This is a genomic window from Aeromonas australiensis (genome assembly GCF_000819725.1).
Taxonomy (GTDB): domain Bacteria; phylum Pseudomonadota; class Gammaproteobacteria; order Enterobacterales; family Aeromonadaceae; genus Aeromonas; species Aeromonas australiensis.
Window position 1 is genome coordinate 48,812 of sequence record NZ_CDDH01000015.1, and the last position, 14,252, is coordinate 63,063.

Genomic DNA, 14,252 nt, shown 5'->3' on the forward strand with positions numbered 1-14,252 from the left:
TTGCTCTGTTTTCCCAACTATAGACCGCCCCATTGAAAAGATTGCCGGATTGCCGGGGAACCGTTATGTTCCCCCCTTTTCCAGGCAAACGCGCCGCGTCACAAGGATACGAAGATGCCCAGGCTAGACAGCATTCACCTCTACCCCATCAAATCGACTGCAGGTATGCCGCTGGCTCGCGCCCGCGTGACCGAAGAGGGACTGGCAGGGGATCGCCGCTACATGGTGGTCAAACCGGACGGCACCTTTATCACCGCCCGTACCCATCCCCAGCTGCAACAGGTCGTGGCCACCCCCATCGAAGGAGGCTTGCAACTGCGCTATCCGGGCTTTGAACCGCTCACCCTGCAAGAGGTCGACTTCAGCCGCGCCCCGCAAGCTACCGGAGTCTGGAGCGACCGTTTCACCGCCCTGCACACCGACCCCAAAGCCGATGGCTGGCTAAGCCGGGTGGCAGGGGAGACGGTGCAACTGCTCTGGCTGGGTGAAACCTCTGATCGCTTTCGCGAGAAGACCGGCACCCGGGTCAGCTTTGCCGACGGTTATCCGCTGCTGCTGATAAGCCAGGCCTCCCTTGAGGATCTCAACCTGCGCTCCGATGCGCTGCACCAGATGAGCCAGTTCCGCACCAATCTGGTGGCAAGCAACACCCAGCCCTTCGAGGAGGACAGCTGGGTACGCATCCGCATCGGCGAGGTGGAATTCAAGGTGGTCAAGCCCTGCAGCCGCTGCATCATGACCACGGTGGAAGCGGGCACCGATCGTTTCAACGCACTGAAAGAGCCGCTGGCCACCCTCACCCGCTACCGCCGTGGCGAGGATGGCGAGGTCTACTTCGGCCAGAACCTGATCGCCCTGAACGAGGGGTGGATTGAGGCTGGCAGCGAGATCGAGGTGCTGGAGCGCACCCGTCCTGTGGTCTATCCCGCCGCCGCACCGAAGAAGCGCGAGCTGGTCTGCGTGGCCCGCGAACCGCTGGCGCGGGACCTGGAGACCTTCTGGTTCGAAGCCGCCGATGGCGAGCCCCTGCCCGACTACCTGCCGGGCCAGCATCTGCCCATCAGTCTCGATATCAAACACGAGCGGGTTCAGCGGCGCTATACCCTGAGCTCCACGCCGGATCAGCCGGAGCGTTACAGCATCAGCGTCAAGAAGGTGGAAGGTGGCAGCATCTCCCACTGGCTGCACCAGCAGTTGCAGGTGGGCGACCGGCTGCTGGCCGTCAACCCCGCTGGCGAGTTTCACTTAGGGTCCGAGCGCAACCTCCTGTTGCTATCGGCAGGCTCCGGCGTCACCCCCATGCTGGCGATAGCCCGCACCCTGGCGCTGCGTGGCGAACTGGGTGATGTTCACTTTATGCACCTGTGCCGCAGCGAGGCGGATATTCCCGCCGCCAGCGAGCTGCACGCCATGACGCAGCAGGGGATGACCCTCACCCTGATCCTGAGCCAGCCGGACAATCACTGGCAGGGGCTGCAAGGGCGACTCAATGATGAGCATCTGCAACTGATCAAAGGGCTGGCCGAAAAAGAGGTCTTTATCTGCGGCCCCCACGGCTTTATGGCCGATGCGGCAGCGAAAGTGGCGGCCCTCGGCGTTCCGGCCGCACGGATCAAACAGGAGAGTTTTGGCGGCGCCATTCTCTCGGTGGCCCGCCCCCATCAGGCGGTGCAACTGCGCATCGGCGCCCAAACCTTTACCGGCAACAATCAGGGCACAGTGCTGGATCAGGCCAACAAGCAGGGGGTTGAGCTGCCCTGGAGCTGCCGCGCCGGCATCTGCGGCAGTTGCAAACAGACGCTGCTCTCGGGCGAGGTGGATCACCCCGACGCCCCCGCCATCACTGCCGCCGAACGGGCCGAAGGCAAGATCCTCACCTGCTGCGCCGTGCCGCTCACCGACCTGAAGATCTTATGATCAACTGAACGGTCCGGGTTAACTCACGCCAGCCCAGATGTCCGGAGTCAATTCTCCGGACATCTTTTGCCACCCCTGTTCGCCCGATTCTCCGTTTATTTGTCCCCATCGCCTTCGTCGGTGAATTTACCTTCCTATACTCTCAGAGCAAAAAGCCTTGCCAGCCATTGACTTGGCAATGGGCCAAAAGACGCTCCCTGATGAGAATAAGGACGCTCCACCATGGAACAGAACAAACCTGCCTTTCAGCTCAATCTGCTGCTATCCGTCATCACCCTGATCCTGCTGTCGCTGGTGTTTTTCGCCTATAGCTGGGCCGGAAAACATTTGGAAGAGAGCTATCGGCAACAATATGTCTCCTACTTGCTGGCCGATGAACTGCGCCAATCCTCCGATGATCTGACACGACTCGGGCGCACCTACGTCATCACCAAGGATCCAGCCTATGAGCAGCAGTACATGCGGATCCTGGCCATTCGCAACGGCGAACAACCCAGGCCAGATGGCTACAACCGTATCTACTGGGACTTTGTCGCCGCCAACGGCCAGAATCCTCGCCCCGACAGCAATATTCGCCGCGGCCTGATCGACCTGATGAAGGATGCCGGTTTCACTGACGGTGAGCTCGCCAAACTGAACGAGGCCAAAAATAACTCGGATGCCCTGGTCAACACCGAGGTCGCCGCCTTCAAGCTGGTACAGCAGAGCGATGGCGACCCGGTTGCCAACCAGCAAAAGGCCATCGCCATGATGCATGACAAGGCCTATCACCAGAACAAGGGGCGCATCATGTCCCCCATCGATGACTTCTACGTCATGATGGAGCAGCGCAACCAGGAAGCGGTCGAGAGCGCCATCGCCAATACCAACATGCTGCGCTATCTCTTTATCGCCCTCGGTCTGCTGTTGATGTTCTTCCTCTGGCGCACCTACCGCTCCCTGCTCGATCTGGTGGGCACCTCGGTCGAACAGTTGAAGCAGGACCTGTACCGGATGGCGGAAGGGGACTTTGCCCACCCCATCAAGGTACCGCAAGGGGCAAAAGAGAGTCTGATAGGTCTGCTAGGCAGCATGCAGACCACCCTCAAGGGGATCATTGGCAAGGTCTCTCACTCCAGTGAAGAGCTATCAAGCTCAGCCGACAGCATCGCCCAGATCGCCGAGCAGACCGCCCAATTTGCCACCGATCAGCAAACCAGCACCCAAACCATGGCCGCCGCCATCGAGGAGCTGGTGGTGAGCATCAGTCACCTCTCCGACAACGCCAGCCATGCCGATGAGTTGAGCAAGGTCTCGGCCAATACTCTGCAGGAGGGCTCAGGGGTCATTAAAGAGACCCTCGACAGCATAGAGAATATCTCCACCACGGTGGGGGATGCGGCGTCCACCATCTCCGAGCTCAACGGCCATACCCAGCAGATTTCGGAGATCATCGCGGTTATTCGCGGCATCGCCGACCAGACCAACCTGCTGGCGCTTAACGCCGCCATCGAGGCGGCGCGGGCCGGTGAGCAGGGTCGCGGCTTTGCGGTGGTGGCCGACGAAGTGCGCAATCTGGCCAGTCGCTCGGCTGCCTCGACCCAGCAGATCACCGGGATGATCAGCAAAATCCAGAGCGGAGCGGATGCTTCCATCCGCAGCATGGAGAACACAGTCAACAATGTCTCCCGCGGGGTCACCCTGGCCAACCAGACCGGACAGGCCATCGCCAGCATTCAGGATCACGCCTCCAACCTCACCGGCCTGATGGGGGAGATCAGCCACACCCTGCGCGAGCAGTCCACCGCCGCCAACGAGGTGGTCTCAACCGTCGGCAACATCACCTCCCTCTCCGAACAATCGGGGGATGCCGCCCGCCATGTGTCGCAAGAGGCGGCCAAGCTCAAGCAGCTGTCCCGGGTGCTGCGCCAGGAGATGGGGTACTTCAAGCTTTAAAGACCACTGCAAAGCAAAACGGCTGCCTTTGGGCAGCCGTTTTTTATTCGGGGTTATCCCCAGTTTCAGTATCTATCAACCACGCAGGGCGGCGATACGCTGCTCGATGGGCGGGTGGCTCATAAACAGCTCGCTCATGGAGCGTTTGCCGTTGATACCAAAAGCCATCATGGAGCCCTCCATCTGCGGCTCGGCACCGCGGGAGAGTCGCTCGAGGGCGGCAATCATCTTATCGCGACCAGCCAGCTTGGCTGCACCGGCATCGGCACGGAATTCGCGCTGACGGCTAAACCACATGACGATGATGGAGGCCAGAATACCGAACAGCATCTCCAGCACGAATACGGTCGCCATATAGGCAAGACCGCCGGAGCTGCTGCTCTCTTCCTCGTTGTTGGAGCTGAAGAAGTTGCTGATAACACCGGCCACGATACGGGCGAAGAACATCACGAAGGTGTTCACTACCCCCTGGATCAGAGTCAGGGTCACCATGTCACCGTTGGCCACGTGGCTCACCTCGTGGGCCAGTACCGCTTCCGCCTCGTCACGGCTCATGCTGTAGAGCAGGCCGGAAGAGACCGCCACCAGCGAATCATCGCGGCGGGCACCGGTGGCAAAGGCGTTCATCTCGGGGGAGTCGTAGATCCCCACTTCCGGCATCTTGATCCCCGCTTCACGGGCCTGGCGAGCGACAGTACTCACCAGCCAGTGCTCGGTCTCGTTACGGGGCTGCTCGATAACCTGGACGCCATAGCTGCGCTTGGCCATCCACTTGGACATCAGCAAGGAGATAAAAGAGCCACCAAAACCGAACACGGCACAGAACATCAATAGCCCGGAAATACTCGACTTGTTGATCCCCAGCACCGAGAACAGGATATTGAGTACCACCCCCAGCACCAGCATCACGGCCAGGTTGGTCACCAGGAATAGCATTATTCGCTTCATATAGACTCCTTGTGAAGATAACTGTCACGTCAAGGGAACACCCAGTGGCCCCACCTGAACATGTGAATGATCGCCATTCTAGGGCGATTCGATGAATGTTCGCTGAATATGCCGTTACAGTAGTGGCGAGATATCAAGACGGCCCTGCAAATTGGCCTCCAGTGGATTGTTTATAAAGGGAATTTCTCCGAGAAATGGCGCTGGCAGCAAGCCCCTCAGGGTGTCCAGATTTTCCTGATAATGGCTCATGGAACCATGTAGCCGATTAATTACCCACCCCGCCACCGGCAGCTGATCATTGCGAATGGCGGCAAAGGTGAGCAACGCATGGTTGAGGCAGCCCAGCTTGGCCCCCACCACCATGATCACCGCCATGTTCTCCTGCTTGACCCAGTCCGACAGCAGATGCTTGCGATCGAGCGGCAAATACCAGCCCCCCGCCCCTTCCACTACCACAAGCTCAGCCCCTGCCTGTTCAATCTTGCGCAACCCCTCGCTCAATCCCTGCATGGTGATGGGCTGGCGCGCCTCGCTGGCAGCGATATGGGGGGCAATCGGCGGCTCATAGGCGAACGGATTGACCACCTCGTAGGGCAGCGGCAGGCTCGCCGCCTCCTGCAACAGGACGGCATCCAGGTTGCGCAGCCCGTCCGGGGTGCGGGCACATCCGGCCGAGACCGGCTTGTAGCCTGCGCACTTGATCCCCTGTGCGTTGAATTCGCGCAGCAGGGTGCGCGCCACCAGCGTCTTGCCCACATCGGTATCGGTGCCGGTGATAAAGAATGATTTCATACGGTTCTCTCCTTGGCAGGGCCCGTTGACTACCCTGCACACACTGCGATTCCCGGCGCTCAGCAAGGCTTGCTGAGGCGGCCGAGGCACACTCGATAACTGGCGACCAGCCGGCCATCGGACTGGCGAAACGCCTCATACGCCTGCGCCAGCTGCTGCAATCTGGCGCGACCGCTCAGCCCAGCCGGGGCGGTGCTCCCCTGATTGTCATTGACCTGATTGGCCCCAATCCCCTTGAGATCGCGCAGCAGCTGCGGCAATTCAAGATAGGCGAGATCCCAGGTGATAGAGCGCAGTTCGGGATCAGATACCCCGGCACCAGCCAGCGCCTGCTCCAATTGTGGCAGGCTGAGGAAGCGATTGACATGGGCGCGACCATCAAGCTGCTGCCAGGCGGCTCGCAACTGCCAGAGCGACTCATCGAGCAGGGTCGAGAAAAAGATCTGGCCGCCCGGTTTGACCACCCGCAGCAGCTCGCCGAAAGCCTGGGCCGGACGCTCGCACCACTGCAACGCCAGACTGGAGAAAACCCAGTCGAACGTGTTATCGGCGAAAGGCAGCTGCTCCGCATCGCCGCACACCAGTCGAGCACTGCTGCCACGCAAGGCAGCCTGCGCCAGCATACCGGGGGCGAGATCCAGCCCCACCAGCTGGTGACAGCGATTCGCCAGTTGGGGCAAGAAAAAACCGGTGCCGCAGCCCAGATCCAGTCCGCTCACCGTCAGATCAGTGCCAACCGGCCTGTCTGGCATCCACTCCAGCAACGCCTGACCCACCTCCTGCTGAAAGTGGGCATGGGCATCGTAGTGACGAGCGGCGGCGCCGAAACGGCGAGCAAGCTGCGCCTTGTCGACCGTTTGAAAACGCTCAGCCATGGCAAGCCTCCCCAACCGTTGTCGCAGCAGGGCAGACCCCCAAGGCATCGAGCAGGCGATCCACATCCTGCTCGCGGTGAGCCGCACTCAAGGTGATACGCAGCCGCGCCGTACCGACTGGCACCGTGGGCGGGCGAATGGCGCTCACCCAGACGCCGCGATCCCGCAGTCGCTCGGCCAGTTGCAGGGTGGCTCTGCTCTCCCCCACCAGCAGCGGCTGGATCGGGGTATCGCTCGCACCAAGTTGCCAACCCTGATCCTTTGCCCCTTGCCGGAAGCGGACGATCAGCTGACCAAGATGAGCGCGGGCCTCGTCGGCTGCGCGCACCAGTTCGATGCTCTTGCTGACCGCGCAAGCCTGGGCGGCGGGCATATGGGTGCTGTAGACATAGTGGCGGGCGAAGTTGACCAGATACGCCACCAGCTCGCGGCTGCCGCCGACAAAGGCACCGGCGACGCCAAGCGCCTTGCCAAAAGTGCCCATCTGGATGTGTACGCTGGCAGGCGTAACTCCCTGCGCCGCCAGGGTGCCGCGCCCCTCGGGGCCCAGCACGCCGAGACCGTGGGCATCGTCGATCATCAGCCAGTTGCCGCTTTGGGCGGCGAGGGTTGCAAGCGCGCGCCAGGGAGCCTGATCCCCGTCCATGCTGAACACCCCCTCCGAAACAATCAGCCCGCGATTGGGCTCAAGCTGCCGCTCAAGAGCCGCCATATCGTTGTGGGCAAAGCGCTTCATCTTGCAAGGGAGCTGGCTGCCCATCTCCTGCAAAGAGGCGTGGTTGAGTTTGTCCTGCCAGAGCAGATGCGCCTTGCCAAGCAGCGCTTTGAGCACCGCCTGATTGGCAGAAAAGCCGCAGTTGAACAGCAGTACCGCCTCCACCCCGAGCCACTCGGCCAGGGTCTCCTCAAGCTGTTGGTGGGCACCACTGTAACCGGTCACCAGCGGCGAGGCGCCGGCGCCCGTGCCATAGCGATCAACCCCCTCCTGGAAGGCGGCCTTGATGGCGCCGTGATCCACCAGTCCCAGATAGTCGTTGGCGGAAAAGTTCAAGTATTCGCGCCCTGCAACCCTGAGCCGCCCGCCACTCGCCCCGTCGGTCGCGATGCGGTTTCGCAGCAGGCCAGCCTGTTCGCGCCCGGCCAGCGCCGCGCCCAATGCAAAGGGGCCTGTGACTGCAGGGCCCGTCATGACCGCACAGTCTCTGCACGGGGGCGGGTGGCGTCATAAAACATTTCGGCAGGTTCGCTCTGGCGGCTCACCTCGGCCAGCAGCTCTGCTTCCAGTTCCAATATCTGAACCTGCTCCGGCTTCTGGGCCCACTGGGCGGGGCGAATGCCAAGCCGCTTGAACAGCTGCATATCGCTGTTCTCGTCCGGGTTGGGGGTAGTCAGCAACTTGCAGCCATAGAAAATGGAGTTGGCCCCCGCCATAAAGCACATCGCCTGCATCTGCTCGTTCATCTTCTCCCGCCCGGCAGAGAGGCGCACATGGGAGGCGGGCATCATGATCCGTGCCACGGCAATGGTGCGGATAAATTCGAACGGATCGAGGTTCTCCTGATCCTCCAGCGGCGTTCCCTTCACCTTGACCAGCATGTTGATGGGTACGCTTTCGGGATGACGGGGCAAATTGGCCAGCGCCATCAACAGGCCCGCCCGATCTTTCGCCTGCTCACCCATGCCAACGATGCCGCCGGAGCAGACTTTCATGCCGGCGCCGCGCACATGCTCCAGGGTATCGAGCCTGTCCTGATAGGTGCGGGTAGAGATGATCTCGCCGTAAAATTCCGGCGAAGTATCGAGGTTGTGGTTGTAATAATCGAGCCCCGCAGCGCCAAGACGCGCCGCCTGATCGGCGGTGAGCATCCCAAGCGTCATGCAGGTCTCCATCCCCAGCTCCCGCACCTCTTCAATCATCCGGATGATGTAGGGCATATCTTTTTCTTTGGGGTTACGCCAGGCGGCCCCCATGCAGAAACGGGACGAGCCGTTGGCCTTGGCTTCGCGGGCCCGCTCCAGTACTTTTTCCACCTCCATCAGCCGTTCGGCCTCAAGGCCGGTGTGGTAACGGGCGCTCTGGGGGCAGTATTTGCAATCTTCCGGGCAGGCGCCGGTCTTGATGGAAAGCAAAGTACTCACCTGCACTTCGTTCGGGTCGAAATGGGCGCGGTGGACGGTCTGGGCCTGAAACAGCAGATCGTTGAATGGCAGGGCAAACAGGGCCTGAACCTCGGCGAGGGTCCAGTCATGACGAAGGGCGTGACCGCCCGCGGTGAGAGCATTCATACATGGCTTCCGGTTGTTATTAGTGGGATCCTGTGCCCGCCATCTTGGGATGGACGGCCACCAAACCCGCCGCCGGGCCCACGCGCTCAGGGTGATGCGCTGTGCCAAGTGGCTGAAATTGTTGGCTAGTGTAGAGAGCAGGCGTAGACTGTCAACACCGACCAGATCAAACCAATTGACAACAGAACAACAAATGACCAATCAAGAATTCGACCTGCACCACATCTGGCACCCCTATACCTCCCTCACTCACCCCCTGCCCTGCTATGAAGTGGCCAGCGCCAAAGGGGTGAAGATCACTCTCAGCGACGGCCGTGAACTGGTGGATGGCATGAGCTCCTGGTGGGCTTGCGTGCACGGCTATCAGGTGCCGGAGCTGGACGCCGCCGCCACCGCCCAGCTCGGCAAGATGTCCCACGTGATGTTTGGCGGCCTCACCCACGCCCCGGCGGTCGAGCTCTGCCGCAAGCTGGTGGAGATCACCCCGCAAGGGCTTGATCGGGTATTTCTGGCCGATTCCGGCTCGGTGGCGGTGGAGGTGGCGCTCAAGATGGCGCAGCAGTACTGGCATGCCAAGGGGACGCCCAGAGCCAAATTCGTTGCCCTGCGCGGTGGCTATCACGGCGACACCTTTGGCGCCATGAGCGTCTGCGATCCCGATGGCGGCATGCATGAGCTCTATAAGGGATTCCTGCCGGAGCACTACTTCGTCCCTGCCCCGAGCTGTCGCTTCCACGCCGAGTGGGACGAGCAGTGCGTGGTGGAGCTGGCCACACTCATGGCCGATAACCACGAGGAGATCGCCGCCATTGTGCTTGAACCCATAGTGCAGGGGGCTGGCGGCATGCGCTTCTATCACCCCCGCTACCTGCAGTGGGTGCGCGCCCTGTGCGACGAGTTCGGCGTCTTGCTGATTGCCGACGAGATTGCCACCGGCTTTGGCCGCACCGGCCAGCTGTTTGCCTGCGACTGGGGGGGGATCAGTCCCGACATCATGTGTCTGGGCAAGGCGCTCACTGGCGGCTACCTCACCCTCTCGGCGACCCTGACCAGCGAGCATGTTGCCCGCACCATCTGTGACGGCAAGGCGGGGGTCTTTATGCACGGCCCCACTTTTATGGGCAACCCCCTTGCCTGCGCGGTGGCCAACGCCTCCATCGATCTGCTGCTGGCCTCCCCGTGGCAGGAGCGGGTGCGCGCCATCGAGCATCAGCTGCGTACCGAGCTGGTGGAATTGACCCTGCACCCGGCGGTCGCCGATGTGCGGGTGCTTGGCGCCATCGGGGTGGTGGAGATGAAAGAGCGGGTGAATGTGGCCCGCATCCAGCGCAAGTTTGTCGAACTGGGCGCCTGGATCCGCCCCTTTGGCAAGCAGGTCTACCTGATGCCCCCCTTCGTTATCACTCCTGAAGAGCTTCGGGTGTTGACCGCTGCCATCCGTCAGGCCATCGCCGAAGGCGAGTGTTAATACATGCAGCGGGCGGCCCTCGCAGCCGCCCGTTTGACTACCGGCATTTGATATATGCAGAGGGCAACTTTATCCACTTCAGTGCGGTTTCACTTGCTGTAATGTGAGCAACACACCAGACCTGAGACCCCAAGAGGGGTAAACTGCTGCGGTTTTACCATCAAGAAAGACTGCTCATGCGCCTCTCCATTGCTGCCAAAATCAACTTTTTCCTGCTCTTCATCTTCTCCATGGTCCTGGTCTTCTCCGCCGCCTATCAGGCGGTGCGCGAGCGGGATCTCATCCTGACCCTCATCAAGGAGCAGAGCCGCGAGCAGACCGAAGCCTATTTCGACGGCCTCAATATGCTGATGCTGACCGGCCAGATGGATGCCCGCGATACCCTGCGCGGCAAGTTTCTCGACCACGCCCATGTGGAAGATGCCCGCATCGTCCGCGGCGATGCAGTAAGCAGACAGTTCGGGGCGGGACGAGAGACAGAGCAGGTAAAGGATGAGTTTGATGAACTGGCTCTGGCGGGCAAGGGGAGCCTGGAGGTAGTACACGACGACATGCACAGCCGGCTGGTAGTGACCCGCCCGCTGCTGGCCCAGAAAGATTTTCGCGGCACCGACTGCACCAGCTGTCATCTGGTGCCGGAGAATACCGTGCTGGGTGCGGTGCGCTTTGATTACTCCCTCGATTCGCTGTTTACCCGGGTCGAGCAGAATATTCTCACCTCGGCGCTGATCCTCACCGGCATTTTCGGGATGGGACTGCTGCTGACCCTCTGGGTCATCCGCACCTGGATCGTGCGCCCCCTCAACCAGTTGACCCGCTCCATGGAAGAGGCCACCGACCTGCACGACTTCGGCCACCGGCTGGAGGGGGATGACGGGGATGAGATTGGCCGGGTGGCGGTGGCTTACAACCAGATGCTCGACAGCGTGGAGCGCCAGCTTGGCAAGCGAGCGCAAAGTCGCAAGCCCCAGTGTCGTATCGAAGAGTCGCGTGACCGTCCCGCCCCTTAACCTATGTAGTAGAACAACAAGCTGGCGATCAGGATAAGCAGCAGGATAGCCAGATTGACATGATAGGCATCCTCTTTGCGACGACTGCGCATCTTCTCCAGCAGCAGTACACTCAGGGTCAACAAGCTGCATCCCCATAAACCATAAACCAGTAAGGGGGTAAGAGCGGGATCCCAATAATCGCGCACCTCAATGCCGCCATAGACCAGGAAACCGTAAGCGACCTCCGGCCTGGCGTAGTGATACAGGGAGAGCAGCACAATGAAGCCGCCCCAGCAGAGCAGCACCAACCCCCGCAACAACCGTGTCAGCCAATCCGGCCCATGCCGTCTCTCTTTCACCCGCTTCTCCTGCGTCCGTGACACTCTTGTTGAGTGAACCCTGCCGAAAACCCCACTAGCGTCCGACATTTTTGCTTGTTTATCAAACCCGCGCGGGTAAGATTGACGGCTTAGTCTGCCAAGGTGGGCCATCTGTGCCCGGGCCAGACTCCCTAGTGTTGCAAATAGCGCTGCAAGAACAAGCTGGAGACAATATTTCGATGACGCACGCATCCGTAGTAGATGTGCTGGCCGGTAAGTATCCGGTCGGCACCACCCAAACTGTCAAAGGGTGGATCCGGACTCGCCGTGATTCCAAGGCGGGGATCTCATTTTTGGCCATTTCCGATGGCTCCTGTTTCCATCCGGTACAGGCAGTTGTCCCCAATACCCTGGCCAATTACGAGAATGAAGTGCTGCGTCTGACCACTGCCTGCTCCGTGGAAGTGACCGGCTTGGTTGCCGCCTCTCAGGGCAGCGGCCAGGCATTCGAACTGCAGGCGACCGAGGTGAAGGTGGTCGGCTGGGTCGAAGATCCGGACACCTACCCGATGGCTGCCAAGCGCCACAGCATCGAATACCTGCGCGAGCAGGGTCACCTGCGCGCCCGTACCAACATCGTTGGCGCCGTGACCCGGGTGCGTAACTGCCTCTCCCAGGCCATTCATCGCTTCTTCCACGAAGAGGGTTTCCTCTGGGTTGCGACCCCACTCATCACCGCCTCCGACACCGAAGGCGCCGGCGAGATGTTCCGTGTCTCCACTCTGGACATGGAAAACCTGCCGCGCACCCCGCAAGGCAAGGTGGACTACGACAAGGACTTCTTCGGCAAGGAGACCTTCCTGACCGTGTCCGGCCAGCTCAACGTCGAGACCTATGCCTGTGCCCTCTCCAAGGTCTACACCTTCGGCCCGACCTTCCGCGCCGAAAACTCCAACACCAGCCGTCACCTGGCCGAGTTCTGGATGGTCGAGCCGGAAGTGGCCTTCGCCGATCTGAACGATAACGCCGCCCTGGCCGAAGCCATGCTGAAGTATGTCTTCAACGCCGTACTGACCGAGCGTCGCGACGATCTGGAGTTCTTCGCCCAGCACGTGGACAAGGATGCCATCGGCCGTCTGGAGCGTTTCGTCTCCTCCGACTTCGCCCAGATCGACTACACCGACGCCATCGAAGTACTGAAAAACTGCGGCAAGAAGTTCGAGTTCCCGGTCTCCTGGGGTATCGATCTCTCCTCCGAGCATGAGCGCTATCTGGCGGAAGAGCACTTCAAGTCTCCGGTAGTTGTGAAGAACTACCCGAAAGATATCAAGGCCTTCTACATGCGCCTCAACGACGACGGCAAGACCGTTGCCGCGATGGACGTACTGGCCCCGGGTATCGGCGAGATCATCGGTGGCTCCCAGCGTGAAGAGCGTCTGGAGGTACTGGATGCCCGCCTGGCCGAGATGGGCCTGAACAAGGAAGACTACTGGTGGTACCGCGACCTGCGTCGCTTCGGTACCGTGCCGCACTCCGGCTTCGGTCTGGGCTTCGAGCGTCTGGTTGTATACGTGACCGGCATGGGCAACGTGCGCGACGTGATCCCGTTCCCGCGTACTCCGCGTACCGCCGAGTTCTGATCAGCGGCCTCTTGCCACTGCATTGCAAAAGCCGACCTGCGGGTCGGCTTTTTTATTGTCACCGATATGGGTGATACTCAGGATAAACCGGCACAAGGAACTGGTCGTCTATGGGATATCGCCTGCTGCTTTCTCTATTGTTGCTCTGGATACCTGCTCAGCTGTGGGCCGAGCCAGTTCGTCTGACCACCCTGGAGTGGCCTCCCTATACCAGTCAGAGTCTGCCCGATGGCGGCCTTACCGGTCATATCGTCAAGCGCGCCTTTGCCGAGGCGGGACTGGAGGTGACGTTCGACTTCTACCCCTGGCAGCGGGCGGTGCGGCTGGCGGCCGACCCGACCCAGCCTTATAGCGGCTATTTTCCCGAATACCTCTCCGACGCCTTGCCGACCTTGTGGCGTAGCTCCCAAAGCGTAGGGGACAGCGTGCTGGGCCTGGCCCAGCGGGCGGGAGACCTTATTATATGGCAAACGCTCACGGATCTCGCCCCCTACCGGATAGGTGTGGTCGAAGGGTACGTCAATACCCCGGAATTCGATGCCTTGATGGCCAGCAAGCGTCTCAACACCGCTGCCGTCGATGCGGACCTGCTCAACCTGCGCAAATTGCAGCGTGACCGGCTCGATCTGGCGGTGATCGACCGGGATGTCTTTCACTGGCTCATCAAGCATGATCACAAACTGGACGGCACCGGATTGCAGTTTCACCCGAAGATCCTCGAGCACAAAAGCCTGCACATCATGTTTCGCCCCGATCAGCTGGCGTTGCAGCAACGGCTGGCACAGGCCATTGCCAAACTCGATATTGCCAAGCTAAGCGAGGATTATCAGCGCCGCTATCTGCAGCAAGCGCCGGCAGCCAAGTGAGCCGACCCGCCGAAGTCAGCATTTGCAGGTAAAAGTAGCCTGAAGGCTGGCTTTTTAGCCCTCTTTTGTCGCTATTACCCCCTTTTCGGCCCCTCTTCTGCACTCCTGCCCCCCTCACTACCGCTGCCACCACCAAGATGGTGCGACCCCGAATGGGGCTGCTTGGCGACAAAAATGACATTTTCATTAGTGCGTGGTTTTTAAGTGGTTAAA

General features: G+C 60.7%; 12 protein-coding genes. 6 read left to right on the forward strand and 6 right to left on the reverse strand.

Translation table 11 applies throughout. From position 1 onward, the window contains the following. The first annotated feature begins 114 nt into the window (after window positions 1–114). Window positions 115–1,917: an MOSC N-terminal beta barrel domain-containing protein gene (locus BN1117_RS03050; protein WP_040094786.1), complete on the forward strand. Its 1,803-nt coding sequence runs from the start codon at window positions 115–117 to the stop codon at window positions 1,915–1,917. Window positions 1,918–2,139: 222 nt separating this feature from the next. Next, complete coding sequence (locus BN1117_RS03055) at window positions 2,140–3,852, forward strand: methyl-accepting chemotaxis protein (protein ID WP_040094787.1); 1,713 nt, start codon at window positions 2,140–2,142, stop codon at window positions 3,850–3,852. A gap of 75 nt (window positions 3,853–3,927) precedes the next feature. On the opposite strand, the gene htpX is transcribed toward BN1117_RS03055, so the two are convergent. From htpX to bioB, 5 genes are all read right to left on the reverse strand, one after another. Then, a complete protein-coding gene (htpX, locus tag BN1117_RS03060; RefSeq protein WP_040094788.1) occupies window positions 3,928–4,800 on the reverse strand; it encodes a protease HtpX in 873 nt (290 codons plus the stop codon). 114 nt (window positions 4,801–4,914) lie between these two features. After that, complete coding sequence (gene bioD / locus BN1117_RS03065) at window positions 4,915–5,592, reverse strand: dethiobiotin synthase (protein WP_040094789.1); 678 nt, start codon at window positions 5,590–5,592, stop codon at window positions 4,915–4,917. A 59-nt stretch (window positions 5,593–5,651) separates the two neighbouring features. Beyond that, window positions 5,652–6,467 (reverse strand): malonyl-ACP O-methyltransferase BioC, encoded by an 816-nt coding sequence (bioC, locus tag BN1117_RS03070; RefSeq protein WP_040094790.1) that lies wholly within the window; start codon window positions 6,465–6,467, stop codon window positions 5,652–5,654. After that, the gene (gene bioF, locus BN1117_RS03075; RefSeq protein ID WP_040094791.1) at window positions 6,460–7,656 is read right to left on the reverse strand and encodes an 8-amino-7-oxononanoate synthase; all 1,197 of its coding nucleotides are present in this window, start codon (window positions 7,654–7,656) and stop codon (window positions 6,460–6,462) included. Before bioF ends, bioC begins: the two co-directional genes overlap by 8 nt. After that, window positions 7,653–8,753: a biotin synthase BioB gene (bioB, locus tag BN1117_RS03080; protein ID WP_040094792.1), complete on the reverse strand. Its 1,101-nt coding sequence runs from the start codon at window positions 8,751–8,753 to the stop codon at window positions 7,653–7,655. The genes bioF and bioB overlap by 4 nt, the downstream gene beginning before the upstream one ends. Window positions 8,754–8,946: 193 nt before the next feature. Between bioB and bioA the strand changes: the two genes are divergently transcribed. Both bioA and BN1117_RS03090 read left to right on the forward strand, forming a co-directional pair. Beyond that, window positions 8,947–10,221, forward strand: coding sequence for an adenosylmethionine--8-amino-7-oxononanoate transaminase (gene bioA / locus BN1117_RS03085; protein ID WP_040094793.1), 1,275 nt, complete (start codon window positions 8,947–8,949; stop codon window positions 10,219–10,221). Between the two features lie 176 nt (window positions 10,222–10,397). Further along, window positions 10,398–11,231 (forward strand): HAMP domain-containing protein, encoded by an 834-nt coding sequence (locus tag BN1117_RS03090; protein WP_040094794.1) that lies wholly within the window; start codon window positions 10,398–10,400, stop codon window positions 11,229–11,231. Here BN1117_RS03090 and BN1117_RS03095 read toward each other — a convergent pair. Then, window positions 11,228–11,572 (reverse strand): hypothetical protein, encoded by a 345-nt coding sequence (locus BN1117_RS03095; protein WP_040094795.1) that lies wholly within the window; start codon window positions 11,570–11,572, stop codon window positions 11,228–11,230. The genes BN1117_RS03090 and BN1117_RS03095 overlap by 4 nt on opposite strands. 200 nt (window positions 11,573–11,772) lie before the next feature. Here BN1117_RS03095 and asnS point away from each other — a divergent pair, with 200 nt between their 5' ends. After that, window positions 11,773–13,173 carry an asparagine--tRNA ligase gene (gene asnS, locus BN1117_RS03100; protein ID WP_040094796.1) on the forward strand — a complete coding sequence of 467 codons (1,401 nt, stop codon included), beginning with the start codon at window positions 11,773–11,775 and terminating at the stop codon, window positions 13,171–13,173. A gap of 110 nt (window positions 13,174–13,283) precedes the next feature. Then, window positions 13,284–14,039 (forward strand): substrate-binding periplasmic protein, encoded by a 756-nt coding sequence (locus BN1117_RS03105; RefSeq protein WP_040094797.1) that lies wholly within the window; start codon window positions 13,284–13,286, stop codon window positions 14,037–14,039. Window positions 14,040–14,252: the final 213 nt, after the last annotated feature.

Coding starts and splice junctions, on each gene's coding strand:
- BN1117_RS03050 (WP_040094786.1), top strand. CDS start 115: ATGCCCAGGCTAGACAGCATTCACCTCTACCCCATCAAATCGACTGCA.
- BN1117_RS03055 (WP_040094787.1), top strand. CDS start 2,140: ATGGAACAGAACAAACCTGCCTTTCAGCTCAATCTGCTGCTATCCGTC.
- htpX (WP_040094788.1), bottom strand. CDS start 4,800: ATGAAGCGAATAATGCTATTCCTGGTGACCAACCTGGCCGTGATGCTG.
- bioD (WP_040094789.1), bottom strand. CDS start 5,592: ATGAAATCATTCTTTATCACCGGCACCGATACCGATGTGGGCAAGACG.
- bioC (WP_040094790.1), bottom strand. CDS start 6,467: ATGGCTGAGCGTTTTCAAACGGTCGACAAGGCGCAGCTTGCTCGCCGT.
- bioF (WP_040094791.1), bottom strand. CDS start 7,656: ATGACGGGCCCTGCAGTCACAGGCCCCTTTGCATTGGGCGCGGCGCTG.
- bioB (WP_040094792.1), bottom strand. CDS start 8,753: ATGAATGCTCTCACCGCGGGCGGTCACGCCCTTCGTCATGACTGGACC.
- bioA (WP_040094793.1), top strand. CDS start 8,947: ATGACCAATCAAGAATTCGACCTGCACCACATCTGGCACCCCTATACC.
- BN1117_RS03090 (WP_040094794.1), top strand. CDS start 10,398: ATGCGCCTCTCCATTGCTGCCAAAATCAACTTTTTCCTGCTCTTCATC.
- asnS (WP_040094796.1), top strand. CDS start 11,773: ATGACGCACGCATCCGTAGTAGATGTGCTGGCCGGTAAGTATCCGGTC.
- BN1117_RS03105 (WP_040094797.1), top strand. CDS start 13,284: ATGGGATATCGCCTGCTGCTTTCTCTATTGTTGCTCTGGATACCTGCT.